This window comes from Alicycliphilus denitrificans K601 (assembly GCF_000204645.1).
GTDB lineage: Bacteria > Pseudomonadota > Gammaproteobacteria > Burkholderiales > Burkholderiaceae_C > Alicycliphilus > Alicycliphilus denitrificans.
Genome location: NC_015422.1, coordinates 151,790 through 173,117, shown reverse-complemented (window position 1 = coordinate 173,117; position 21,328 = coordinate 151,790). Strand labels below are relative to the sequence as shown.

At 69.6% G+C, this 21,328-nt stretch carries 20 protein-coding genes; 14 read left to right on the top strand and 6 right to left on the bottom strand.

The window, feature by feature from the left end; translation table 11 throughout:
• Nucleotides 1-34: 34 nt before the first annotated feature.
• The 3 genes from ALIDE2_RS00775 to ALIDE2_RS00765 all read right to left on the bottom strand — a co-directional run bounded on the left by ALIDE2_RS00775 (nucleotide 35) and on the right by ALIDE2_RS00765 (nucleotide 2,726).
• Nucleotides 35-829: an enoyl-CoA hydratase/isomerase family protein gene (locus ALIDE2_RS00775; protein WP_013517089.1), complete on the bottom strand. Its 795-nt coding sequence runs from the start codon at nucleotides 827-829 to the stop codon at nucleotides 35-37.
• Nucleotides 830-911: 82 nt separating this feature from the next.
• Nucleotides 912-1,805, bottom strand: a complete 894-nt coding sequence (locus ALIDE2_RS00770; protein ID WP_013517088.1) for a MaoC/PaaZ C-terminal domain-containing protein — start codon at nucleotides 1,803-1,805, stop codon at nucleotides 912-914.
• Between the two features lie 3 nt (nucleotides 1,806-1,808).
• Entirely contained in the window at nucleotides 1,809-2,726 is a 918-nt protein-coding gene (locus ALIDE2_RS00765) for an SDR family NAD(P)-dependent oxidoreductase (RefSeq protein WP_013517087.1), read from the bottom strand.
• Nucleotides 2,727-2,910: 184 nt separating this feature from the next.
• Between ALIDE2_RS00765 and ALIDE2_RS00760 the strand changes: the two genes are divergently transcribed.
• From ALIDE2_RS00760 to ALIDE2_RS00730, 7 genes are all read left to right on the top strand, one after another.
• The gene (locus ALIDE2_RS00760; RefSeq protein WP_041700548.1) at nucleotides 2,911-3,804 is read left to right on the top strand and encodes an HTD2 family dehydratase; all 894 of its coding nucleotides are present in this window, start codon (nucleotides 2,911-2,913) and stop codon (nucleotides 3,802-3,804) included.
• 73 nt (nucleotides 3,805-3,877) lie between these two features.
• Complete coding sequence (locus ALIDE2_RS00755; RefSeq protein WP_013517085.1) at nucleotides 3,878-5,044, top strand: acyl-CoA dehydrogenase family protein; 1,167 nt, start codon at nucleotides 3,878-3,880, stop codon at nucleotides 5,042-5,044.
• Nucleotides 5,045-5,054: 10 nt separating this feature from the next.
• The gene (locus ALIDE2_RS00750; protein ID WP_013721186.1) at nucleotides 5,055-6,236 is read left to right on the top strand and encodes a CaiB/BaiF CoA transferase family protein; all 1,182 of its coding nucleotides are present in this window, start codon (nucleotides 5,055-5,057) and stop codon (nucleotides 6,234-6,236) included.
• A gap of 50 nt (nucleotides 6,237-6,286) precedes the next feature.
• Complete coding sequence (locus ALIDE2_RS00745; protein WP_013721185.1) at nucleotides 6,287-7,672, top strand: MmgE/PrpD family protein; 1,386 nt, start codon at nucleotides 6,287-6,289, stop codon at nucleotides 7,670-7,672.
• A gap of 73 nt (nucleotides 7,673-7,745) precedes the next feature.
• Nucleotides 7,746-8,741: a tripartite tricarboxylate transporter substrate binding protein BugD gene (locus ALIDE2_RS00740; protein WP_013721184.1), complete on the top strand. Its 996-nt coding sequence runs from the start codon at nucleotides 7,746-7,748 to the stop codon at nucleotides 8,739-8,741.
• Between the two features lie 32 nt (nucleotides 8,742-8,773).
• On the top strand, nucleotides 8,774-9,637 hold the full coding sequence (locus ALIDE2_RS00735) for an HpcH/HpaI aldolase/citrate lyase family protein (RefSeq protein ID WP_013721183.1): 864 nt from the start codon (nucleotides 8,774-8,776) through the stop codon (nucleotides 9,635-9,637).
• A gap of 109 nt (nucleotides 9,638-9,746) precedes the next feature.
• A complete protein-coding gene (locus ALIDE2_RS00730) occupies nucleotides 9,747-10,934 on the top strand; it encodes an MFS transporter (protein ID WP_238530171.1) in 1,188 nt (395 codons plus the stop codon).
• A 19-nt stretch (nucleotides 10,935-10,953) separates the two neighbouring features.
• On the opposite strand, the gene ALIDE2_RS00725 is transcribed toward ALIDE2_RS00730, so the two are convergent.
• On the bottom strand, nucleotides 10,954-11,739 hold the full coding sequence (locus ALIDE2_RS00725; RefSeq protein WP_013721182.1) for an IclR family transcriptional regulator domain-containing protein: 786 nt from the start codon (nucleotides 11,737-11,739) through the stop codon (nucleotides 10,954-10,956).
• Between the two features lie 229 nt (nucleotides 11,740-11,968).
• Between ALIDE2_RS00725 and ALIDE2_RS00720 the strand changes: the two genes are divergently transcribed.
• The 7 genes from ALIDE2_RS00720 to ALIDE2_RS00690 are packed head-to-tail and all read left to right on the top strand — an operon-like array spanning nucleotide 11,969 to nucleotide 19,175.
• The gene (locus ALIDE2_RS00720) at nucleotides 11,969-12,952 is read left to right on the top strand and encodes a Bug family tripartite tricarboxylate transporter substrate binding protein (RefSeq protein ID WP_013517079.1); all 984 of its coding nucleotides are present in this window, start codon (nucleotides 11,969-11,971) and stop codon (nucleotides 12,950-12,952) included.
• A gap of 25 nt (nucleotides 12,953-12,977) precedes the next feature.
• Entirely contained in the window at nucleotides 12,978-13,901 is a 924-nt protein-coding gene (locus tag ALIDE2_RS00715) for an SDR family oxidoreductase (protein ID WP_013517078.1), read from the top strand.
• A gap of 17 nt (nucleotides 13,902-13,918) precedes the next feature.
• Nucleotides 13,919-14,854 carry a MaoC/PaaZ C-terminal domain-containing protein gene (locus ALIDE2_RS00710; RefSeq protein WP_013721181.1) on the top strand — a complete coding sequence of 312 codons (936 nt, stop codon included), beginning with the start codon at nucleotides 13,919-13,921 and terminating at the stop codon, nucleotides 14,852-14,854.
• Nucleotides 14,841-16,382: an AMP-binding protein gene (locus ALIDE2_RS00705; protein ID WP_013721180.1), complete on the top strand. Its 1,542-nt coding sequence runs from the start codon at nucleotides 14,841-14,843 to the stop codon at nucleotides 16,380-16,382. The genes ALIDE2_RS00710 and ALIDE2_RS00705 overlap by 14 nt, the downstream gene beginning before the upstream one ends.
• Nucleotides 16,383-16,416: 34 nt before the next feature.
• Entirely contained in the window at nucleotides 16,417-17,574 is a 1,158-nt protein-coding gene (locus tag ALIDE2_RS00700) for an acyl-CoA dehydrogenase family protein (protein WP_013517075.1), read from the top strand.
• Between the two features lie 22 nt (nucleotides 17,575-17,596).
• Nucleotides 17,597-18,757: an acetyl-CoA acetyltransferase gene (locus ALIDE2_RS00695; protein WP_013721179.1), complete on the top strand. Its 1,161-nt coding sequence runs from the start codon at nucleotides 17,597-17,599 to the stop codon at nucleotides 18,755-18,757.
• 1 nt (nucleotide 18,758) lies between these two features.
• Nucleotides 18,759-19,175, top strand: a complete 417-nt coding sequence (locus ALIDE2_RS00690; protein ID WP_013721178.1) for a Zn-ribbon domain-containing OB-fold protein — start codon at nucleotides 18,759-18,761, stop codon at nucleotides 19,173-19,175.
• A gap of 103 nt (nucleotides 19,176-19,278) precedes the next feature.
• Here ALIDE2_RS00690 and ALIDE2_RS00685 read toward each other — a convergent pair whose 3' ends face one another.
• Together ALIDE2_RS00685 and ALIDE2_RS00680 are read right to left on the bottom strand one after the other, a co-directional pair.
• Nucleotides 19,279-20,388 carry a CaiB/BaiF CoA transferase family protein gene (locus tag ALIDE2_RS00685; protein ID WP_013721177.1) on the bottom strand — a complete coding sequence of 370 codons (1,110 nt, stop codon included), beginning with the start codon at nucleotides 20,386-20,388 and terminating at the stop codon, nucleotides 19,279-19,281.
• Nucleotides 20,389-20,482: 94 nt separating this feature from the next.
• Nucleotides 20,483-21,262 carry an IclR family transcriptional regulator gene (locus ALIDE2_RS00680; RefSeq protein ID WP_013517070.1) on the bottom strand — a complete coding sequence of 260 codons (780 nt, stop codon included), beginning with the start codon at nucleotides 21,260-21,262 and terminating at the stop codon, nucleotides 20,483-20,485.
• Nucleotides 21,263-21,328 lie beyond the last annotated feature (66 nt).

The window sequence follows — 21,328 nt, the reverse complement described above, 5'->3', positions numbered from 1 at the left end:
TGGGGGATGACGCCGAAGGCGACACAGGGAGGATTCATTTTTTATCCCAGTCGAAGCGCAGGGGCTGCTTGTCCTTGAAGCGCTGCACCGCCTCCTGATGGTAGGCCGAGCCGCGGCACATGGCCTGGCCGTAGGACTCCAGTTCGGCGATGGTGCGCGCGCTGCTCTCGAAGGACTGGTTCATGATGGTCTTGGCCATGCCGATGGCGGCCGTCGATGCCTCGCCGAAGCGCCGCGCCAGCGCCAGCGCCGCCGCGTGCAGCGCGGCGCCGTCCTCGACGACGTCGTAGACCATGCCGAGCTGCCGCGCCTCCTCCACCTCCACGGTGCGCGCGGTGAAGACCAGCTCCTTGGCCTTTTGCATGCCCACGATGCGCGGCAGCAGGTGCAGGGCGCCCAGGTCGGGGATCAGCCCAATGCGGCCGAACACGGCGCAGAACCTGGCGCGGCGCGTGGCCAGCACGAAGTCGGCGGACAGCGCCAGGCTCAGGCCCGCGCCGAAGGCCGGACCGTCCACGGCGGCGATCACGGGCTTTTCCAGGTTCACGAGCTCGGGGAACCACTGGTGCAGCTCGCGCATGCCGGCGCGGAAGGTCAGGCCCGTGCGGCTGGTGTCGAGCATGGCCGAGATGTCGCCGCCCGAGCAGAACGCGCCGCCCGCGCCGGTGAGGATGACGGCGTAGACCTCCTTGTCGTCGCGCATCTGCGCGATGGCGGCGGCCAGGGCCGGGCGCATGGCCTGATTGAGCGCGTTGCGCGCCTCGGGGCGGTTCAGGGTGATGGTGCCTACGCCGTCCTGCACGGAGGTCAACACGGGGGATGCGCTCATGGGGGGGCTCCTCGGAGTATTAATGTAAAAAGTGGCTGCAATGCGCGTGCAGCAAGCGCTTGCAGCTCACTTTTTCGATGCTTCAGGCCAGTTCGGCGTAGCCGTGGCTCAGCACCACCTTGTCGCGCTCGGCAACGCGCGCGCGCAGCTGGATCTTCCCCGGCTGGCCGGGCACACGCCAGATCTCGGTCACCAGGGTCTCGCCGGGGTAGACGGGCGAGGCGAAGCGGATGTCCAGCGCCTTGAGAAGTGCCGGGTCGCCGCCCGCGCACTGGCGCAGCACCGCCCGGGCCACCAGGCCGTAGCTGGCCAGGCCGTGCAGGATAGGGCGCTCGAAGCCGGCCTTGCGCGCCACCTCGGGTTCGGCGTGCAGCGGGTTGTAGTCGCCCATCAGGCGGTACAGCAGCGCCGCCTCGGGGCGTATGGCCTGGGTGTCGGTGAAGTCGGGCGCGCGGTCCTGGGGCGTGGGCTGCAGCGCGGGCAGCGGCTCATCGCTGGGCTGGCCGCCGCCGTGCTGGCTGTAGCCGCCGTCGCCACGCAGGAAGGTCACCTGCTGCAGCGTGGCCAGCAGTGCGCCGGCCCGGGTCTCCAGCAGCCGCTCGGTCACCAGGATGGCGCCCTTGCCCTCGCCCTTGTCGATCAGGTGGGTGATGCGGCTCTTGCCGATCACCTCGCAGTCGGCCGGCAGCGGCCGGTGCCAGCGCACGCGCTGCTCGCCATGCAGGAGCTTGACCCAGTCGATGCCCGTGTCCGGCTCGCGCGCCCAGAAGCCCGGGTAGCCCAGCACCACGGCCAGCGTGGGCAGGGCGCGCAGGCCGCCGGACATGCCCTCGTAGACGAAGGGCAGGGCCGCCGCGTCGAGCGGGTCGTTGCCCAGCCCGAGGCTGAGCGCGTAGAGCATGGTGTCGCGCTCGGTGTAGTGCTGGTGCACGGGCTCGAACGCCCGGTTCTTCAGGTGGCGGTAGTCGATCGCCATGGCTTACACCGGGTCCCAGCTGAACACGTCGCCCGAGCGCTCCATGGGCACGAAGCTGCTCTTGAGCGCCGGCATGCCGTGCTCGGCGATGAACTCGGGCGTCCAGCCCTCGCTGCGGTGCACCGAGCGCACGGGGCGCGGCTGGCTCATGAGGAAGATCTCGTTGTTGCGCACGGCGAACACCTGGGCGTTCACGTCCTTGGCGGCGTCCGACAGCAGGTACACGGCCAGCGGCGCGATCTTGTTGGGCGTCATCTGCTGGATCTTGGCCACGCGCGCCTGCTGCTCGGGCGTGTCGGTGGGGATGGAACCGATCATGCGGCTCCAGGCGAACGGCGCGATGCAGTTGGAGCGCACGTTGAACTTCTGCATGTCCAGCGCGATGGACTTGGACAGCGCCACCAGCCCCAGCTTGGCCGCGCTGTAGTTGGCCTGGCCGAAGTTGCCGATCAGGCCCGAGGTGGAGGTCATGTGCACGAAGGCGCCGCTCTCCTGCTCCTTGAAGTGGTTGGCGGCCGCGCGCGCCATGTAGTAGCTGCCGTACAGGTGCACCTTGACCACGGCGTCCCACTCGTCCAGGCTCATCTTGTGGAAGAAGCGGTCGCGCAGGATGCCGGCGTTGTTGACCACGCCGTCGATGCGGCCGAAGTGGTCCAGCGCGCACTGCACGATGCGGCCGGCCGCTGCGGCCTCGGCCACGCTGTCCATGTTGGCCACGGCCTGGCCGCCTGCGGCGCGGATCTCCTCGACCACCTTCTGCGCGGGGCCGGCGTCCTGGCCCTCGCCCGTGGTGGAGGTGCCGATGTCGTTGACCACCACCTTGGCACCCGCTGCCGCCAGGGCCAGCGCCATGTCGCGCCCTATGCCGCCGCCGGCACCCGTGACCACCACTACCTTGTCCTGCACCATCTTCTGCGCCATGTCCGTCGTCCTTGGTTTGCGTTGTCGATAAGCGCCCAAGCATGAACGCAAAGGCACGGCAGCGCCATTTCGCAATCGAAAGGCCGGGCTTTGGCTGCATGAAAGCAGCCCGGCGGGGACTTCATGGCCACAGAAGGCACGCTTTCACAAACGTGGATTGCGCGCGCGCACACCAGCCCCCACGATGGCGGCCATGACGGACACCACCATAGACACCGCCCTGCTCGCTCACCTGCAGACCTGGCAGGGCAGGACCGAGACCCTGAGCGACAGCATCGCGGCCGTGCCCGTGCAGGCGCTCTCGGCCACGCTGGACCGCGACGACCCGGCGCCCGCCTCGGGCACGCCGCTGCCCCCGCTGTGGCACTGGATGTACTTCCTGCCGCATGCGCGCGCCAGCGAGATCGGGCCCGACGGCCACCCGAAGCGCGGCGGCTTTTTGCCGCCCGTGCCGCTGCCGCGGCGCATGTGGGCTGGCGGGCGCCTCGCCTGGGAGCCGACCAACCCGCTGTGCGTGGGTCAGCAGGTGCAGCGCCGCTCGACGATACGCTCCGTCAAGCACAAGGCCGGCCGCACGGGCGAGCTGCTGTTCGTGCTGGTGGAGCACCAATACCACAACGAGCGCGGCTTGGCGCTGACTGAGGAGCACGACATCGTCTACCGCTCCGCGGCCCGGCCGGGCGACCCCGCGCCGCCGCCGCAGACCCCGCCGCTGGCCGGCCAGCAGGCCTGGTCGCGCGCCATCGTGCCGGACGACGTGCTGCTGTTCCGCTACTCGGCGCTCACCTTCAACGGCCACCGCATCCACTACGACCGCAAGTACGTGACCGAGGTCGAGGGCTACCCGGGCCTCATCGTGCACGGCCCGCTGATCGCCACGCTGCTGCTGGACCTGCTGCGCCGCGAGATGCCCGGCGCGCAGGTGGCGGCCTTCGACTTCCGCGCCGTGCGCCCTACCTTCGACCTGCACCCGTTCAGCGTGCACGGCAAGCCGTCCGCCGACGGCAGGACCGTGGAGCTGTGGGCCCAGGACCACGAGGGCTTCCTGACCATGCAGGGCATGGCCACCCTGGCCTGACACGCTATCAAACAAAGAGCTTACGGCGCTTGATGGACGGGCGCTGGAGGCCGATTTTTACTCAAAGACCACCATGATCGAACAGACCAGCTCCAACAACCACCACGAGATCCGCGACGCCATCCGCGCCCTGTGCGCCGAGTTCCCCGACGAATACTTCCGCAAGGTGGACGAGCAGCGCGCCTACCCGGCCGAGTTCGTCGATGCGCTGACGAAGGCCGGCTGGATGGCGGCGCTGATCCCGCAGGAGTACGGCGGCTCGGGCCTGGGCCTGACCGAGGCCAGCGTGATCATGGAGGAGATCAACCGCTGCGGCGGCAACTCCGGCGCCTGCCACGGCCAGATGTACAACATGGGCACGCTGCTGCGCCACGGCAGCCAGGCGCAGAAGGAGAAATACCTGCCCAAGATCGCCAGCGGCGAATGGCGCCTGCAGTCCATGGGCGTGACCGAGCCCACCACCGGCACCGACACCACCAAGATCAAGACCAGCGCCGTGAAGAAGGACGGCCGCTACGTGGTCAACGGCCAGAAGGTCTGGATTAGCCGCGTGCAGCACAGCGACTGGATGATCCTGCTGGCGCGCACCACGCCGCTGGCCGAAGTGACGAAAAAGAGCGAGGGCATGTCCATCTTCATGGTGGATCTGGCCGAGGCGCAGAAGAAGGGCCTGACGGTGCGCCCCATCCCCAACATGGTGAACCACGAGACCAACGAGCTGTTCTTCGAGGACCTGGAGATCCCCGAGGAGAACCTGATCGGCGAGGAAGGCAAGGGCTTCAAGTACATCCTGGACGGCCTGAACGCCGAGCGCACGCTGATCGCCGCCGAGTGCATCGGCGACGGCTACTGGTTTCTGGACCGCGTGACCAGCTACGTGAAGGACCGCCAGGTGTTCGGCCGCCCCATCGGTCAGAACCAGGGCGTGCAGTTCCCCATCGCCGACGCCTTCATCGAGGTCGAGGCCGCGAACCTCATGCGCTGGAAGGCCTGCGAGCTGTTCGACCGGCACGAGCCCATGGGCGCGCAGGCCAACATGGCCAAGTACCTCGCGGCCAAGGCGAGCTGGGAGGCCGCCAACGCCTGCCTGCAGTTCCACGGCGGCTTCGGCTTCGCCTGCGAATACGACGTGGAGCGCAAATTCCGCGAGACGCGGCTGTACCAGGTGGCGCCGATCTCCACGAACCTCATCTACTCCTTCGTGGCCGAGCACATCCTCAAGCTGCCGCGCTCGTTCTGAGGTGACCGCCATGCCCCGCCCCCTCGACGGCATCACCGTCGTCTCGCTCGAACACGCCGTCGCCGCCCCGTTCTGCACGCGCCAGCTGGCCGACCTGGGCGCGCGCGTCATCAAGGTGGAGCGCCCCGGCAGCGGCGACTTCGCGCGCGGCTACGACCAGCGCGTGCGCGGCCAGTCGTCGCACTTCACCTGGATCAACCGCAGCAAGGAGAGCCTGGCGCTGGACGTCAAGCAGCCCCAGGCCAAGGCCGCGCTGATGCAGCTCCTGAAGACCGCAGACGTGCTGGTGCAGAACCTGGCGCCCGGCGCCGCCGCGCGCATGGGCCTGTCGTATGAGGCGTTGAAGGAGCACAACCCGCGCCTGATCGTGTGCGACATCAGCGGCTACGGCGCCGACGGCCCGTACCGCGACAAGAAGGCCTACGACCTGCTGATCCAGAGCGAGGCGGGGTTCCTCTCCGTCACCGGCACGCCCGAGACGCCCTCCAAGTCCGGCATCTCGGTGGCCGACATCGCCGCCGGCATGTACGCCTACAGCAACATCCTGTCGGCCCTGCTGCTGCGCGCCAGGACGGGCGAGGGCAGCCACATCGACGTGTCCATGCTCGAAGCCATGGGCGAGTGGATGGGCTACCCGATGTACTACGCCTTTGACGGCGCACCGCCGCCGCCGCGCACCGGCGCCAGCCACGCCAGCATCTACCCCTACGGGCCGTTCACGGCCGGCGACGGCGCCACGGTGATGCTGGGCCTGCAAAACGAGCGCGAGTGGAAGACCTTCTGCGACGCCGTGCTGCAGCGCCCCGAGGTGGCCACCGACGCGCGCTTCTGTTCCAACGCCCAGCGCAACCAGCACCGCAGTGAGCTGCAGGCGCTGATCCTGGAAGTCTTCGCCGCACTCACGGCGGCACAGGTCGTGGAGCGCCTGGATGCGGCGGCAATAGCCAACGCCCGCGTCAACGACATGGCCGGCCTGTGGGCGCACCCGCAGCTCAAGGCGCGCCAGCGCTGGCGCAGCGTGGGCACGCCCGCGGGCGAGGTGCCGGCCCTGCTGCCGCCGGGCGTGAACAGCGCCTTCGAGTACCGCATGGATGCGGTGCCCGCCGTGGGCCAGCACACCGCCGCCATCCTGGCCGCGCTGGGCTGGACGGACGGGCAGATCGACGCACTGCAGGCGCCACAGGCCACCTGAATCAAAAATCATAGCTATCTACGCTTGCCCCACAAGCCCTGGAGACACCAATGAAGCAAGAAATCCAAGTGAGCATCCACCCCCTGGCCCAATTCGCCGCCCAGCTGCAGTGGAGCGACGTGCCCGCGCCCGTGCAGGACCGCGCCGTCGACCTGTGGGTGGACTGGTTCGGCTCCGTGCTCGCCGGCTGCAAGGCGCGGCCGGTGGCCAGCATCGCGCGCTTCGCGATGTCGCAGGGCCCGGCCAGCGGCCCCAGCGAGGTCATCGCGCAAGGCGCGAGCAGCTCGCCCATGATGGCCGCACTGGCCAACGCCGCGGCCAGCCACTTCGCCGAGCAGGACGACGTGCACAACGGCTCGGTGTTCCACCCGGCGGCCGTGGTGTTCCCGCCCGCGCTGGCCGTGGCGCAGGCCATCGGCGCCAGCGGCGCCGAGCTCATGGCAGCCTGCGTGGCGGGCTACGAAGTGGGCATACGCGTGGGCGAGTTCCTGGGCCGCAGCCACTACAAGGTCTTCCACACCACGGCCACGGCCGGCACGCTGGCCGCCGCTGCCGCCGTGGGGCGCCTGCTGCAGCTCACGCCCGCGCAGATGCAGCACGCCTTCGGCTCTGCCGGCACGCAGTCGGCGGGGCTGTGGGAATTCCTGCGCACCGCTGCCGACAGCAAGCAGCTGCACACGGCCCACGCCGCGGCGGCCGGCCTGATGGCGGCCTACCTGGCCAGGGACGGCTTCACCGGCGCGCAGGACATCTTCACCGGCGCGCAGGGCATGGCCGCCGGCATGTCCAGCGACGCCAATCCCGCGAGGCTGACCGACGGCCTGCCGAACGGCGGCGTGGGGCGCTGGGCCACGGCCGAGACCAGCTTCAAGTGGCATGCCTCGTGCCGCCACACGCACCCGGCCGCCGACGCGCTGCAGCAGGTCATGCGCGAGCACGGCCTCAAGCCCGCCGACATCGCCCAGGTGACCTGCCACGTGCACCAGGGCGCCATCGACGTGCTGGGGCCGGTGGTCTCGCCCACCACGGTGCACCAGAGCAAGTTCTCCATGGGCACGGTGCTGGCATTGGCCGCGCATTTTGGCCATGCGGGTTTGACCGAATTCGACGCGCAGTTCCTGGCGCCGGACACTGTCGCCTTGCGCGAGAAGGTGCGCATGGAGCTGGACGCCGAGGTCGACGCCGCCTACCCGCAGCGCTGGATCGGCAAGGTCACCGTGCAGACCACGGACGGCCGCCGGCTGCATGGCCGCGTGGACGAGCCCAAGGGCGACCCCGGCAACACCCTCTCGCGCGAGGAGATCACCGCCAAGGCGCTGCGCCTGGCCGCCTATGGCGGCGCCGTCGGCACGGCCCAGGCCACGAGCGCCGTCGCGTCCCTGTGGCAGGTGGCGCAGTGGCCGCGGGTGGGTGATCTGCTGGCCGCCGGCGCGTGACAATACGGCACCGCCGGTTTTCCATTTCCAACCAAGAAGTCGCATCCGCGCCCATGACCCTGGAGACACAAGCATGAAGTCTTTCACCCTCACCACCCGCCGCGCCGTTGCAGGCGCCTGCGCACTGCTGGCCCTGGGCCTGGCCGGCGCGGCGCAGGCCGCCTGGCCCGACAAGCCCGTCACCCTGGTCGTGCCCTACAGCGCCGGCGGCCCCACCGACGTGGTGGCGCGCCTGCTGGCCGTGCCCATGGGCCATTCGCTCGGGCAGACGGTGGTGGTGGAGAACACCGTGGGCGCGGGCGGCACCATCGCGCCAGCCCGCGTGGCCAAGGCGAAGAACGACGGCTACACCATCCTGATCCACCACATGGGCATGGCCACGGCGCCCGCGCTGTACAAGAAGCTGCCCTACGACCCGCTCAAGGACTTCGAGTACATCGGCCAGGTGCTGGACGTGCCCATGACCCTGCTCTCGCGCAAGGACTTCCCCGTCAACACCTTCCCCGAGCTGCTGGACTACGTGAAGAAGAACCAGGACAAGGTGACGCTCGCCAACGCCGGCATCGGCGCCGTCTCGCAGCTGTGCGGCATGCTGTTCATGCACCAGGTCGGCGTGAAGCTCACCACCGTGCCCTACAAGGGCGCGGGCCCGGCCATGAACGACCTTATGGGCGGCCAGGTGGACCTGCTGTGCGACCAGACCACGCAGACCGCCCCCGTGATCCAGGACGGCAAGCGCGCCAAGGTGTTCGGCGTGACCACGCCCAAGCGCCTGTCGTCCATGCCCAACCTCCCCACGCTCGACGAGCAGGGCCTCAAGGGCTTCGACGTGAAGGTGTGGCACGGCATGTACGCGCCCAAAGGCACGCCTAAGGAGGTGATCGAGCAGCTCACCAAGGCGCTCAACGTGGCGATCAAGGACGAGAACGTGAAGAAGCGCATCGCCGAGCTGAGCTCCGACCTCGTCTCGCCCGACAAGGCCACGCCCGAGGGCCTGCGCAAGCACCTGGAGGCCGAGGTCGCACGCTGGGACAAGGTCATCAAGGCCGCCGGCGTGAGCGCCGACTGACCCGTCCCCATACGCCTGACCGCCTCCCCGCCATGACCGACCTCGTGCGCAACGCCTGCTCCTTCCTGTTCGTACCCGCCACCCAGCCCGATCGGCTGCCCAAGGCCCTGGCCAGCGGCGCCGACATGGTGATCGCCGACTGGGAGGACGCCGTGACGCCGGCCGACAAGGAGCGCGCGCGCAGCGCCCTGGCCGGGGCCGTGGCCGCGCTCGATGGCGCGCGGCGCGCGCGCCTGCTGGTGCGCATCAATGCCGAGGGCACGCCCTGGTTCGCCACCGACCTGCAGGCCCTCCAGCAGCTCATGGCGCAGGGCCTGGCCGGCGCCGTGGTGCCCAAGGCCGAGAGCGCGCAGACCCTGCAGGCCGTGGCCCGCGCCGCGGGGCCGCAAGCCGCGCTGCTGCCGCTCGTGGAGTCCGTGGCCGGGCTGTACGCCGTGGACGTGCTGGCGGCGGCGCCCCAGGTGGCGCGGCTGGCCTTCGGCCATCTGGACTTCCAGGTGGACGCCGGCATGGCCTGCGGCCCGGACGAAGCCGAGCTGCTGCCCATGCGCATGGCCGTGGTCCTGGCCGCGCGCCGCGCCGGAATGGCCGCGCCGCTGGACGGCGTGACCGTGGACACGCGAAACCCCGAGCGCATGGCCAGCGACGCCGAGCGCGCGCGGCGCATGGGCTTCGGCGGCAAACTGTGCATCCACCCGGCGCAGGTGCCGGTGCTGCACGCCGCCTTCGACCCCGGCGAGGCCGCCGTGGCCCATGCGCGCCGCGTGCAGCAAGCCATGCAAGAGGCCGGCGGCGGCGTCTGCGTGCTCGACGGCCGCATGGTGGACGCGCCCGTGCTGGCGCAGGCGCGGCAGACCCTGGAGCGCCACGCGCACGCGCAGCGGCGCAGCGCCTGAATCCGCACGTCCGCACGCGCCCGCCAGCCCCGGCCGGCGCGTGCCACAATTTCCCGTGACCGTTCCCGCTTCGACCTCCACCCACTCCCGTGCGCAACCGCTGTGGGTCATGCTGCTGGCCCTGCTGTCGGGCTTCGCGCTGAGCCAGTCCTACCGCACCATCACCGCCATCGTGGCCCAGGGCCTGCAGGCCGATTTCGGCCTGTCGGCGCAATCGCTGGGCGCATTCGCCGGCCTGTTCGGCCTGTCGTTCGGCGTGGCGCAGCTGCTCATGGGCATCACCATGGACCGCTACGGCCTGCGCCGCACGGTGCTCGCGTCCGCCCCGCTGTCCATCGCCGGCGCCGCGCTGTCGGCGCTGGCGCCCAGCCACGGCTGGCTCATGGCGGGGCAGCTGCTGATCGGCATAGGCTGCTCGCCGGCCTTCCTGGCCTGCACGGTGTTCATCGCCCGGCATTTCCCGAGCGAGCGCTTCGCCTTCTTCTCGGGCCTGAGCCTGGGCATGGGCGGCCTGGGCCTGATGCTCACCGGCACGCCGCTCGCCTGGGTGGTGCAGCACTGGGGATGGCGCACGGGCTTCGGCATCCTGGCGGTGCTGAGCGCCCTGTCCTGGCTGCTCATCTTCGCGCTGGTGCACGAGCCCTCCCTGCCCGGCAGGGCGCCCCACGCCCAGGAGAGCTGGGGCGATTCCCTGCGGGGCCTCGCCGAGCTCCTCACCCTGCCCCACACCTGGGGCATCCTGGCGCTGGGCATGTCGTGCTACGCGGCCTTCCTGTCGCTGCGCGGCCTGTGGCTGGGGCCGCTGCTGATGGACCGCTTCGGCTTCTCGCTCGTGGACAGCGGCAACGTGGCGCTGGTGCTGTCGCTGATCTCGCTGTTCGCCCCCGGCGCGTTCGGCCGCATGGACCCGGGCCCGCTGCGCCGCCGCGCCTGGGTCGCCAACGCCTCGCTGCTCATGGCCGCCATGTTCGCCGCCATGGCCCTGCTGCAGCAGGCCGGCGCCACCGTGGCGCTGATGATCCTGCTGGGCCTGCTGTGGGGCTTCAGCGTGCTGCAGTACACCGACGTGCGCGCCTCCTACCCGCCCGAACTCACGGGGCGCGCCCTGTCCCTCTACACCATGTCCATGTTCCTGGGCGTGGCGCTCATGCAGTCGGCCACCGGCGCCGTGGCCGCCTGGGCCGCTGGCCGGGGCATCGAGCCCTACCTCGCCGTGCTGCTGGCCATCGCCGGCTGGCTGGCGCTGGCCTCGCTGGCGTTCAGGATGCTGCCGGCGTCGCCGCTGCTGCGGCGCTGACCGCCGGCGCGCAAGCAGGTCACAGCACCGGCGCCAGGAAGCTCGGCGCCAGGCCGGACAGCTGTTCGGCCGCGGCCCGCAGGGGCGGCAATATCTCACGCTCCGCGCGCGCGCGGTCGAAATCGGACGTCAGCAGACTCGCGCCCAAGGCCGCCACCACCTTGCGGCGCTCATCGTAGATGGGCAGCGACAGCCCGCTGACATGCGCGTCATATTCCCCCTCGACCCAGGCGTGGCCTTGCTGGGCGATGCGCGCCAGCTCGTGGCGCAATTCGGCAGGGTCCGTCTGCGTCTGTCCGGTGAGCGGACACAACGGGGTCTGGCTGAAATACTGGTCCTGGTAACCGGCCCCCTGGTAGGCGAGCAGGACGCGGCCGGGCGCCGTGGCATAGGCCGGCAGGCGGCTGCCCATTCCCAGGTGCGGCGACATCACCTTGGCCGATGGAATGCGCAGCACGAACACCACCTCGTTGCCCTGCATGACCGCGACCGCGCAGGACTCGCGCAACTGCAGGCACACCGTCTCCAGCACGCGCTGCGCGTGCCCCCAGAAGGGCTGCGACGTCAGGTAGGTCAAGCCCAGGCTGAGCACCTTGGGCGTGAGCCGGAAGCCCTTGTCCGGCGTCGGGCAGGCGTAGCCCAGCTCGCACAGCGTGAGCAGGATGCGCCGCGCCACGGTGCGCGGCAGCTCCGTGTCCTGCGCGACCGAGCTGACCGTGTGCGCGCCGGTGCGCCCCATCGCTTCGATCACGCGCAGGCCGCGCGCGAATGAGCGGACGAAACCCTCGCTGTCTGGAGTGGCCATGGTGGTGTTTCTTTCTCTTCCTCAAGGGAGGGTGGGGCAGCGCGGGCGTGGCCCGCCTGCCGCGGTCTGAGAGAGGGGGTTCACGGGATACGAACCCCTCAGGCTCCGAAAAACGGGGATTTTATGGTTGACATGCTAATTCTTTCGGCCTGTAATGACCGTTAAGCGATTTTATAAATCCGCTTAGCGGACAAATCAAGCCGTAGTTCAACAAACAAGGAGACAAATCATGTGGAGCAGGATTTTTCAGATGGGCGCGCCGGTGATTGCAGCCGTGTCGCTGGCCCTGCCGCTGTCCGCGCACAGCCAGGGTGAGGTTTTCAAGGCCTCCAAGCCCATGCACATCGTGGCGCCCAGTTCACCCGGGGGCATCCTGGACCAGACCAGCCGGCTGGTGGCCAAGGCGCTCACCGACATCGTCGGCCAGCCGGTCATCGTCGACAACCACCCAGGCGCCGGCGGCACCATCGGCATCCAGACCATGCTGCGCGCCGAGCCCGACGGGCACACCCTGGTGATGGGCAGCCTGGGGCCCAATGCCGCCAACTACACGCTGCAGGACAAGCTGCCCTACACGGCCGCCGACATGACCGGGGTGATCCGCGTGCTGACCATGCCCGACGTGGTCGTGGTCAACCCCAAGCTGCCGGTGAAGAGCATCGCGGAGCTCAAGGCCTACGCGCAGAACAGCCCCAACGGCGTATCGATGGCGGTGTCCACCAGCGGTTCGTCCGGGCACCTCGCGGGCGCGATGCTGAACCAGCGCGCGGGCATCAAGGCGGTCGAGGTGGTGTACCGCGGCGCATCGCCGGCACTCACCGACCTGGTCGGAGGGCAGGTGGACTACATGGTGGACAACCTGATCACCGCCCTGCCCCTGGTGCGCTCGGGCAAGCTGCGCGCCATCGCGGTGACGACGCGCGAGCGCAGCGCGGAGCTGCCCGACGTTCCCACGCTGATGGAGCTGGGCTACAAGGATTTCGACGTGTCGGTATGGCTGGGCCTGTTCGTGTCGTCCAAGACGCCGGCGGCCACGGTGCAGGCCTTGAACGCCGCGCTCAACAAGGCGCTGTCCGACCCCCAGGTGCAGAAAACCATAGCGCAGCAAGGCGGCTCGGCCACGGGCGGCAGCACCGAGGAGTTCGCCCAATTCGTGCGCAATGAAACCACGCGCTGGGCCGAGGTGATCCGCGCCGGCAACATCAAGCCCTGAACCGCAGCGCACAGGAGGACCGAAGATGAATGCACAAGCACGCCCCATGGACGGGAAGGTGGTCGTGGTCACGGGGGCTGGCAATGGCATCGGCCGGGCCACCGCCCTGCTGCTGGCGGGCCAGGGCGCCAGCGTGGTGGTCAACGACCTGGGGGCCAGCGGCAGCGGCGAGGGCAGCGATGCCGGGCCCGCGCAAAAAGTGGTCGACGAAATCACGGCCGCGGGCGGCGTGGCAGTGGCCAACACCGACAGCGTGGCCACGCCCGAGGGAGCCAACGCCATCATCCAGACGGCGATCACGCGCTTCGGCCGTATCGACGGCGTGGTGAACAACGCCGGCATCCTGCGCGACCGCATCTTTCATAAGATGAACCGCGAGGAATGGCAGGCCGTGATCGACGTGCACCTCAACGGCAGCTATTACGTCAGCCGCGCCGCGGCGCCGTATTTCAAGGACCAGGAAAACGGCGCCTACGTGCACATGACGTCCACCTCGGGCCTGGTCGGCAATTTCGGCCAGGCCAACTACGCCGCCGCCAAGCTGGGGATCGCCGCGCTGTCCAAGTCGATCGCGCTGGACATGGCGCGCTTTCACGTGCGCTCCAACTGCATCGCGCCCTTCGCGTGGAGCCGCCTGATCGGCACCCTGCCCAGCGAGACCGAGGCCGAGAAGAAGCGCCTGGAGCGCATGCAGTCGATGAAGCCCGAACAGGTGGCGCAGGTCGCGGCGTTCCTGCTCGGCAACGCGGCCCGGGACATCAGCGGGCAGATCTTCGCGGTGCGCGGCAACGAGGTCATGGTCATGAGCCAGCCGCGCCCGGTGGCGTCGGTGCACAGCGGCGAGGGCTGGGACGCGCAGTCGCTGGCCGACCGCGCCATGCCCGCGCTGCGGCGCGCATTCACGCCGCTGGAGCGCTCGCCCGAAGTGTTCAACTGGGACCCCGTCTGATCGGGGGGAGCACATCCATGGCCATCGACTACGACACCCTGCGCCAGTGGCAGATCGCCGACCAGCGCGACCGCTATGGCGTGGATGACTGCATCCGCTACGCCTTGAGCCTGGGCATGGGCGCCGATCCGCTCGACGAAGCCAACCTGCGCTACGTGCTGGAAGGCGAGAACATGTCCGTCATGCCCACGTGGCTGGCCTGCGTGGGCGCGCCCGGCGCCTGGGCGAGCGACCCCGGCACGGGCATCGACTGGATGCAGATCCTGCACGGCGAGCACCGCATGCGCTTTCATGCGGCGCCGCCGCCCAAAGGCGAGGTGCTGAGCCAGACGCGCATCAGCCGCGTGGTGGACAAGGGGGCCGGTAAGGGCGCCCTCGTCGTGACCGAGCGCCGCGCCAGCAACGCCGCCACGGGCCAGCTATTGGCCACGGTGGAGCACGTGTCCTTCTGCCGCGCCGACGGCGGATTTTCCTCGCCCGCCCAGCCCGGCGACTGCGCACCGCAGGCCCTGCCGGCGGTGCCCGAGCGCGAGCCGGATGCCACGATGGATATGGCTACGCTGCCCGGCGCCGCGTTGCTGTACCGCCTCAACGGCGACCGCAACCCCATCCATGCGCAGCTCGGCGCGGCCAGGGCGGCAGGGTTCGACCGGCCCATCCTGCACGGCCTGTGCACCTTCGGCATGGCCGCACGCGCCCTGGTGCGCATGGCCTGCGGCAACGACCCCGCACGCCTGGCCAGCATTGCGGCGCGCTTTTCGGCGCCCGTGTTCCCGGGCGACACCCTGCAGGCGCGCCTGTGGTTCGAGCGCGATGGCGATGCGCGCCAGGCACGTTTCTCGGTCTGGGCCAGGGAGCGCGGCCGCATGGTGCTGAGCCACGGCGTGGCCGACATCCGCAAGCCCCTGGCCAGCGCCGGCACCGCACGAGGACAAGCCCATGTCACCGCTTGAGCAATGGGCGCGCGAGCGCCCCGAGGGCATCGCCTACCGCATGGTGCCCTCGGGCCATGCGGTGAGCTGGCGCGAACTGGAGCTGCGCTCGCGCAAGCTGTCCGCTGCCATGATGCAGGCCGGCCTGCGCGCGGGCGACGGCATCGCGCTGATGCTGGAGAACCACCTGCGCTATTTCGAGATCCTCTGGGCCGCGCACCGCATCGGGCTGTACTACACGCCCATCAGCCGCCACCTGAAGACCGAGGAGATGGGCCACATCGTGCGCGACTGCGACGCCAAGTGGCTGTTCTGCTCGGCCCGGACCGCGGGCGAGCTGGATGCGCAGGTGTTGCGCGGCCTGCCCGTCAGGCGCGTGATGCTGGATGGGCAGGCCGATGGCTTCGATGAATATGAAGCGCTGATCGCCGCATACGCCGACGACGTGGCCTTGCCCGAGACGCCCGAGGGCATGGACTTCTGCTACTCCTCGGGCACCACGGGCCTGCCCAAGGGCATCAAGCGCGCGCTGGCCGATGCCGGCAAGCACTTCGCCAGCAAGAGCGACCCCCGCACGCACTGGAAGGACTTCGACGCCAGCTCCGTCTACCTCTCGACCGCACCCTTCTATCACACGGCCCCCGTGCGCTGGAACATGGCCGTGATGCGCGCGGGCGGCCACTGCGTGATGATGGAAAAGTTCGACGCCGGGCTGGCATTGCAGGCGATCGACCGGTTCAAGGTCACGCATGCGCAGTTCGTGCCGACGATGTTCATCCGCATGCTGCGCCTGCCCGACGACGTGAAGGCGCAATACGACCCGGGCAGCCTGCGCTATGCGGTCCACGCCGCTGCCCCCTGCCCGGCCACGGTCAAGCGCGCCATGATCGACTGGTGGGGCCCCATCCTGTACGAGTTCTACAGCGGCACCGAGCTGGTGGGTCGCACCTCGCTGGATTCGCACGAATGGCTGGCGCACCCCGGCTCCGTGGGCCGCGCCGAAGTCGGCCAGATACACATCGTGGACGAGGCCGGGCGCGAGCTGCCGCCGGGCGAGAACGGCGTCATCTACTTCTCGGACGGCCCGCGCTTCGAATACCACAAGGATCCCGCGAAGACCCATTCAGCCTACAACGACAGGGGCTGGGCCACCTATGGCGACATCGGCCACGTGGACGAGGAGGGGTATCTCTACCTGACCGACCGCCTGGCCAACACCATCGTCTCGGGCGGCGTGAACATCTACCCGCAGGAGGCCGAGAACGTGTTGCACGAGCACCCGGCTGTGCTCGACGTGGCCGTGGTCGGCGTGCCCGATGCCGAGTTCGGCGAAGCCGTGAAGGCCGTGGTGCAGCTGCAGCCACCGCACCAGGCATCCCCCGCGCTGGCGGCCGAGCTCATCGCGTACTGCCGCGAGCGCATTTCGACCCTCAAATGCCCGCGCAGCGTGGATTTCGTGGACACCCTGCCGCGCGCCGAATCGGGCAAGCTGCTCAAGCGCCTGGTGAAGGCACGGTACTGGAACGGCGGCCGGGGCATCGCGCATTGAGGACCCCCATGACGAATCCAACGAGAGAGCAGCCATGCCCATGACTTCCGTTTCCGAAACGCCGCGCCCCATGTTCGGCGCCGAGCACGCGCTGTACCGCGCCAGCGTGGCGCGCTTCATCGCCAACGAGATCACGCCGCACCACGCCGAGTGGGAACGCGAAGGCCGGGTGCCGCGCCAGCTCTGGCGCGACGCGGGCGCGGCCGGGCTGCTGTGCCCCAGCATTGCCGACGCATACGGCGGCGGCGGGGGCGACTACCTCTACAGCGCCATCGTGGTGGAAGAAATCGCGCGCGCGCTGGCCACGGGCGTGACGGGTTTCACCACGCACTCCGAGAACGTGGCTCCGTACCTGCTCGAATTCGGCTCCGAGGCGCAGAAGCGCGAGTTCCTGCCCAAGATGGCCAGCGGCGAAGTCGTCGGTTCGCTGGCCATGACCGAGCCCGGCGCGGGCAGCGACCTGAAAGCCATTCGCACCACGGCCAAGGCCGTCGATGGCGGTTTCGAGATCACGGGCCAGAAGACCTTCATCACCAACGGCGCGCATGCCGACCGGGTGATCGTCTTCGCCAAGACCAGCCCGGAAGCGGGCGCGCGCGGCATCAGCCTGTTCTGGGTGGACACGAAGACCCCCGGCTTCGCCGTGGGCCGCGTGCTCGACAAGATCGGCCAGCTCGCGCAGGACACGGCCGAGCTGTTCTTCGACAAGGTGTTCGTGCCGCGCGACGCCTTGATCGGCGAGCTGAACGCGGGCTTCGGCTACGCCATGAGCGGGCTGGTCCGCGAGCGCCTGCTGATCGCGCTGCGCTGCGCGGTGGCGCTCGAAGTGGCGCTCGATTGGACGATCGATTACGTGAAGCAGCGCCAGGCCTTCGGCCATGCGCTGATCGACAACCAGTACATCCGCTTCCGCCTGGCCGACATCAAGACGCATGCCGCCGCCACGCGCGCTTTCGTGGACAGCTGCCTGGCGCAATACCTGCAAGGCCAGCTCACGGCCGACGGCGCGGCCATGGCCAAGCTGTGGGCCAGCGAGGCCACGCGCGCCATCGATGACCTGATGCAGTTCTTCGGCGGCAATGGCTACATGCGCGAGTACCCCATCGCCCGCGCGTATGCGGACGTGCGTCCCAACCGCATCTATGGCGGCTCGTCGGAAATCATGCGCGAAGTGATCGCGCGCGGCCTGTGAACTTTTCAAAGAGAGATTGCGCATGAATCCATCGCTGTCCAAATCCGTGGCCATCGTCGGCGTGGCCGAATCCGACCTGGGCAAGGTGCCCGGCAAGTCGGCGCTCGAGCTGCAAGCCCAGGCGGCCATGCTGGCGCTGGCCGACGCGGGCCTGAAGCTGGCCGACGTGGACGGCGTGTTCGCCCACACGGACGACCGCTTCTCCAGCCTGCAGGTGTCCGAATTCCTGAACCTGCGGCCGCGCTTCGTCGATTCGACCAGCGTCGGGGGCATGTCCAACCTGCTGCATGTGCAGCGCGCCATGGCGGCCATCGCGGCCGGCATGTGCGAGGTGGCGCTCATCACCTATGGCAGCACGCAGCTGTCCGATGGCTCGCGCAAGGGCGGGGCCGTGGCGGCCGACCTGCCGCACACGCCGCGAGGGCAGTTCATCCTGCCCTATGGCCACCTGAGCCCCATCGGCTACTACGCCATGGTGGCCCAGCTGCACATGCACCGCTATGGCACCACGCCTAGGGACCTGGCCGAGGTGGCCGTGGCCGCGCGGCGCTGGGCGCAGCTCAACCCCAAGGCCTACCGGCGCGAACCCACCAGCATCGATGAGGTGATGGCCTCACCCCTGGTGGCCGAGCCGCTGCGCCAGCGCGACTGCTGCCTGGTGACGGACGGCGGCGGCGCCATGGTCGTGGTGTCTGCCGGGCGCGCCAGGGACCTGCGGCAAAAACCCGTCTACGTGCTGGGCGCGGCCGAAACCCACGCGCACCATTACACGCCCTTCAACACCGACGACTGGCTGGACACGGGGGTGGCCTCCACGGCCGAAGCCGCCTTGCGCATGGCCGGCGTCACGCGCGCCGACATCGACGTGGTGCAGATCTACGACCATTTCACGATCGGCGTCATCCAGTCGCTCGAAGAGCTGGGCTTTTGCCAGCGCGGCGAGGGCGGCGCCTTCGTGGCCGATGGCGCGCTGGCGCCGGGCGGGCGCCTGCCCGTCAACACTTCGGGCGGCGGGCTGTCTTATGGCCACCCGGGGATGTTCGGCATGTTCGTGGCCATCGAGGCCGTGCGCCAGCTGCGCGGCGAATGCGGCGAGCGCCAGCTGCCCAAGGCGGAACTGGCGCTGTGCCACGCGCCCGGCCTGGTCTTTTCCTGTAACACCACGATGATTCTGGGAGTCTGACATGAGCGAAGCACCTGCACGCCCCCTGCCGCAGCCCACCGACCTCACCCGCCCCTACTGGCAGGCCGCCGCACGTGGCGAGTTGCACATGCAGCACTGCGGCGCCTGCGGCCGCTGGCAGTTCTATCCGCGGCCGTTCTGCATCCATTGCGAAGCCGAGGCGTTGCAGTGGCGGCCCGTGGCGGGAACCGGCAAGGTCTACACCTATACCGTGAACCACCGCGCGCCCAACCCGTTCATGAAGGCGCGCCTGCCCTATGTGGTGGCGATGATCGAACTGGACGAAGGCCCGCGCCTGATGGCCAACGTGCTGGATGCGCAGCCCGGCGACATGGCCATAGGCCGGCGCGTCGAAGTGGCGTTCGAACGCGTGTCCGACGACATGGCGCTACCGCAGTTCCGGCTGCTGGCCGAATAGCCTCCGGGCCCTCGCCGCCGGTGTTCCGGCCAAGCGCGGCAAGCCGGCCCGGCGCAAGACCATGGCATCAGACCGTGAAGCCGATGCCGCCCGGCGATACCGCCTACCGCCGCCAGACCGCCTTGGCGCCCTGTGCGGCCAGCTGTGCCAGCACTTGCTCGGTATGCGCGCCGGGCGCGCACATATCGCCCAAAAGGTAAGGCGCCCCGTCGAAGCGCGGCGCCGGCACGGCCTGGAAGGCGCCCTGGTGCTCGCGATATACGCCACGCGCCCGCATGTGGGGGTGCTCGGCCGCCTCCACGGGGCTGAGCACGGCGCCGAAGCACACGTCGGTGGGCTCCAGCAGGGCCTGCCAGTGCGCGCGCGGCTGCGTGAGGAACAGGGCCGCCAGCCGGGCGCGGCGCGCGGGCCAGGCGGCCTTGTCCCACTGGTCGCCGGCGAAGTCCGGGTCGCCCGCAAGGCCCAGCGTGGCCAGCAGCAGGGCGTAGAACTGCGGCTCGATCGCGCCAAGGGTGACGTGCTTGCCGTCGGCGCAGACGTAGGTTTCGTAGAAGGGCGAGCTGTCGTACATGCTGCGGCCGCGTTCGTCGGCCACCACGCCGCGCTGGCGCGCGCTCAGGTTGAGGTTGAGCATGTGGGCCGCGCCGTCCACGATGGCCGCGTCCACCACCGTGCCGCTGCCCGTAGCGCGCGCCTGTAGGATGCCCGACAGCAGCCCCGTCATCAGGTACATGGCGCCGCCGGCGATGTCGCCGAGCACGGCAAAGGGCGACACGGGGCGCGCATCGGCCGGGCTGCTGCCCCACAGCGCGCCGCTGACGGCGGCGTAGTTGGCGTCGTGCCCGGCGCGCGGCGCCAGCGGCCCGCTCTGGCCCCAGCCGGTCATGCGGCCGTAGACCAGGCGCGGGTTGAGCGCCAAGCATTCCTCGGGCCCCAGGCCCAGGCGCTCCATGACGCCGGGGCGCATGCCCTCGATGAGTGCGTCGGCGTCCTGCACCAAGGCCAGCACCAGCCGGCGACCCTCCTCGGTCTTGAGGTCGGCGAACACCGAGCGCTTGCCGCGGTTGAGCAGGCTGCCGGTCGGGCTGCCGCCCTGGTCCTTGCGCACCACGGAAATCACGTCGGCGCCCAGGTCGGCCAGGTGCATGGCACAAAACGGCCCCGGCCCCAGGCCGCCGATCTCCAGCACGCGCACGCTGTCTAGCACTTTCATCGCATTCTCCTTGTCGTTTCAGTTGTTCATTGCATGAAACTGGTGCGCCCCATGCGAGAGCGGGGGGAAGGCGCGAAGCGCCTCAGGGGCGTGTTCAGGGCACGCCCGCACCCACCACGGCCTCGACCGAGCGCACCAGGGTACGCAGGCGCGGGCCCAGGTCGGACTCCAGCCTGTCGTACAGCGGGCTGAACACCGGCACCGAGACCGCGAAGATCCACAGCTCGCCGTCCTGGGGCTGGCTCATGGGCACGGCGATGGATTCGATCTCGCTGTGCAGATCACCGTGGCTGCGGCAAAAGCCGTGGCGCTCCATGTCCTCGCGGGCGTTGACCAGGCGCTGCGCCAGCCAGGCGGCGCGCTGCGGGTCGCTGGCCTGCAGGTCCTGCAGGTAGGCCTCGCGCGCGTCGTCCGCCATGCCCAGCAAGTAGGCGCGGCCCGTGGCGGTGCGCGACAGCGACATGCGCACGCCGATCTCGGGCCGGTAGACGCTGTTGCCCATGCCGTTGGCCAGCTCCACCAGGCACAGCTCGCGCTTGTGGCCCACGCCCAGTTGCACCTGGCCTTCAGTCAGGTCGGCCAGCGACTGCATCAGGGGCCGTGCGAACTGGCGCAGCGCCATGCGCGTGAGCACCGGCGAGGACAGCTGCAGCAAGCCCAGGCCCGGCACGTATTTGGACAGGCGCTCCGAATAGCGCAGCAGCCCGAGTTCGCACAAGGTGTCGGTCAGGCGAAACAGCGTCGGCTTGGGCAGGCCGGTGAGCTCCATCAGCTCGCGCGCGCTGAGCTCGGTACGCTTGTGGCCGAAGCAGCGCAGGATGGAAATGCCGCGCACCAGGGCACTGACCAGTTTGCCGTCCGCATCCGTATTCACATAGACCCCTGAAAAAACCCGGGATTTTCGCCTGATTCAGCACCCGGGCCGCTGGAAGGGCTGCGG

Coding starts and splice junctions, on each gene's coding strand:
- ALIDE2_RS00775 (WP_013517089.1), bottom strand. CDS start 829: ATGAGCGCATCCCCCGTGTTGACCTCCGTGCAGGACGGCGTAGGCACC.
- ALIDE2_RS00760 (WP_041700548.1), top strand. CDS start 2,911: ATGGCGGCCATGACGGACACCACCATAGACACCGCCCTGCTCGCTCAC.
- ALIDE2_RS00705 (WP_013721180.1), top strand. CDS start 14,841: ATGTCACCGCTTGAGCAATGGGCGCGCGAGCGCCCCGAGGGCATCGCC.
- ALIDE2_RS00765 (WP_013517087.1), bottom strand. CDS start 2,726: ATGGCGCAGAAGATGGTGCAGGACAAGGTAGTGGTGGTCACGGGTGCC.
- ALIDE2_RS00755 (WP_013517085.1), top strand. CDS start 3,878: ATGATCGAACAGACCAGCTCCAACAACCACCACGAGATCCGCGACGCC.
- ALIDE2_RS00725 (WP_013721182.1), bottom strand. CDS start 11,739: ATGGCCACTCCAGACAGCGAGGGTTTCGTCCGCTCATTCGCGCGCGGC.
- ALIDE2_RS00685 (WP_013721177.1), bottom strand. CDS start 20,388: ATGAAAGTGCTAGACAGCGTGCGCGTGCTGGAGATCGGCGGCCTGGGG.
- ALIDE2_RS00735 (WP_013721183.1), top strand. CDS start 8,774: ATGACCGACCTCGTGCGCAACGCCTGCTCCTTCCTGTTCGTACCCGCC.
- ALIDE2_RS00695 (WP_013721179.1), top strand. CDS start 17,597: ATGAATCCATCGCTGTCCAAATCCGTGGCCATCGTCGGCGTGGCCGAA.
- ALIDE2_RS00745 (WP_013721185.1), top strand. CDS start 6,287: ATGAAGCAAGAAATCCAAGTGAGCATCCACCCCCTGGCCCAATTCGCC.
- ALIDE2_RS00720 (WP_013517079.1), top strand. CDS start 11,969: ATGTGGAGCAGGATTTTTCAGATGGGCGCGCCGGTGATTGCAGCCGTG.
- ALIDE2_RS00750 (WP_013721186.1), top strand. CDS start 5,055: ATGCCCCGCCCCCTCGACGGCATCACCGTCGTCTCGCTCGAACACGCC.
- ALIDE2_RS00740 (WP_013721184.1), top strand. CDS start 7,746: ATGAAGTCTTTCACCCTCACCACCCGCCGCGCCGTTGCAGGCGCCTGC.
- ALIDE2_RS00770 (WP_013517088.1), bottom strand. CDS start 1,805: ATGGCGATCGACTACCGCCACCTGAAGAACCGGGCGTTCGAGCCCGTG.
- ALIDE2_RS00730 (WP_238530171.1), top strand. CDS start 9,747: ATGCTGCTGGCCCTGCTGTCGGGCTTCGCGCTGAGCCAGTCCTACCGC.
- ALIDE2_RS00700 (WP_013517075.1), top strand. CDS start 16,417: ATGCCCATGACTTCCGTTTCCGAAACGCCGCGCCCCATGTTCGGCGCC.
- ALIDE2_RS00710 (WP_013721181.1), top strand. CDS start 13,919: ATGGCCATCGACTACGACACCCTGCGCCAGTGGCAGATCGCCGACCAG.
- ALIDE2_RS00715 (WP_013517078.1), top strand. CDS start 12,978: ATGAATGCACAAGCACGCCCCATGGACGGGAAGGTGGTCGTGGTCACG.
- ALIDE2_RS00690 (WP_013721178.1), top strand. CDS start 18,759: ATGAGCGAAGCACCTGCACGCCCCCTGCCGCAGCCCACCGACCTCACC.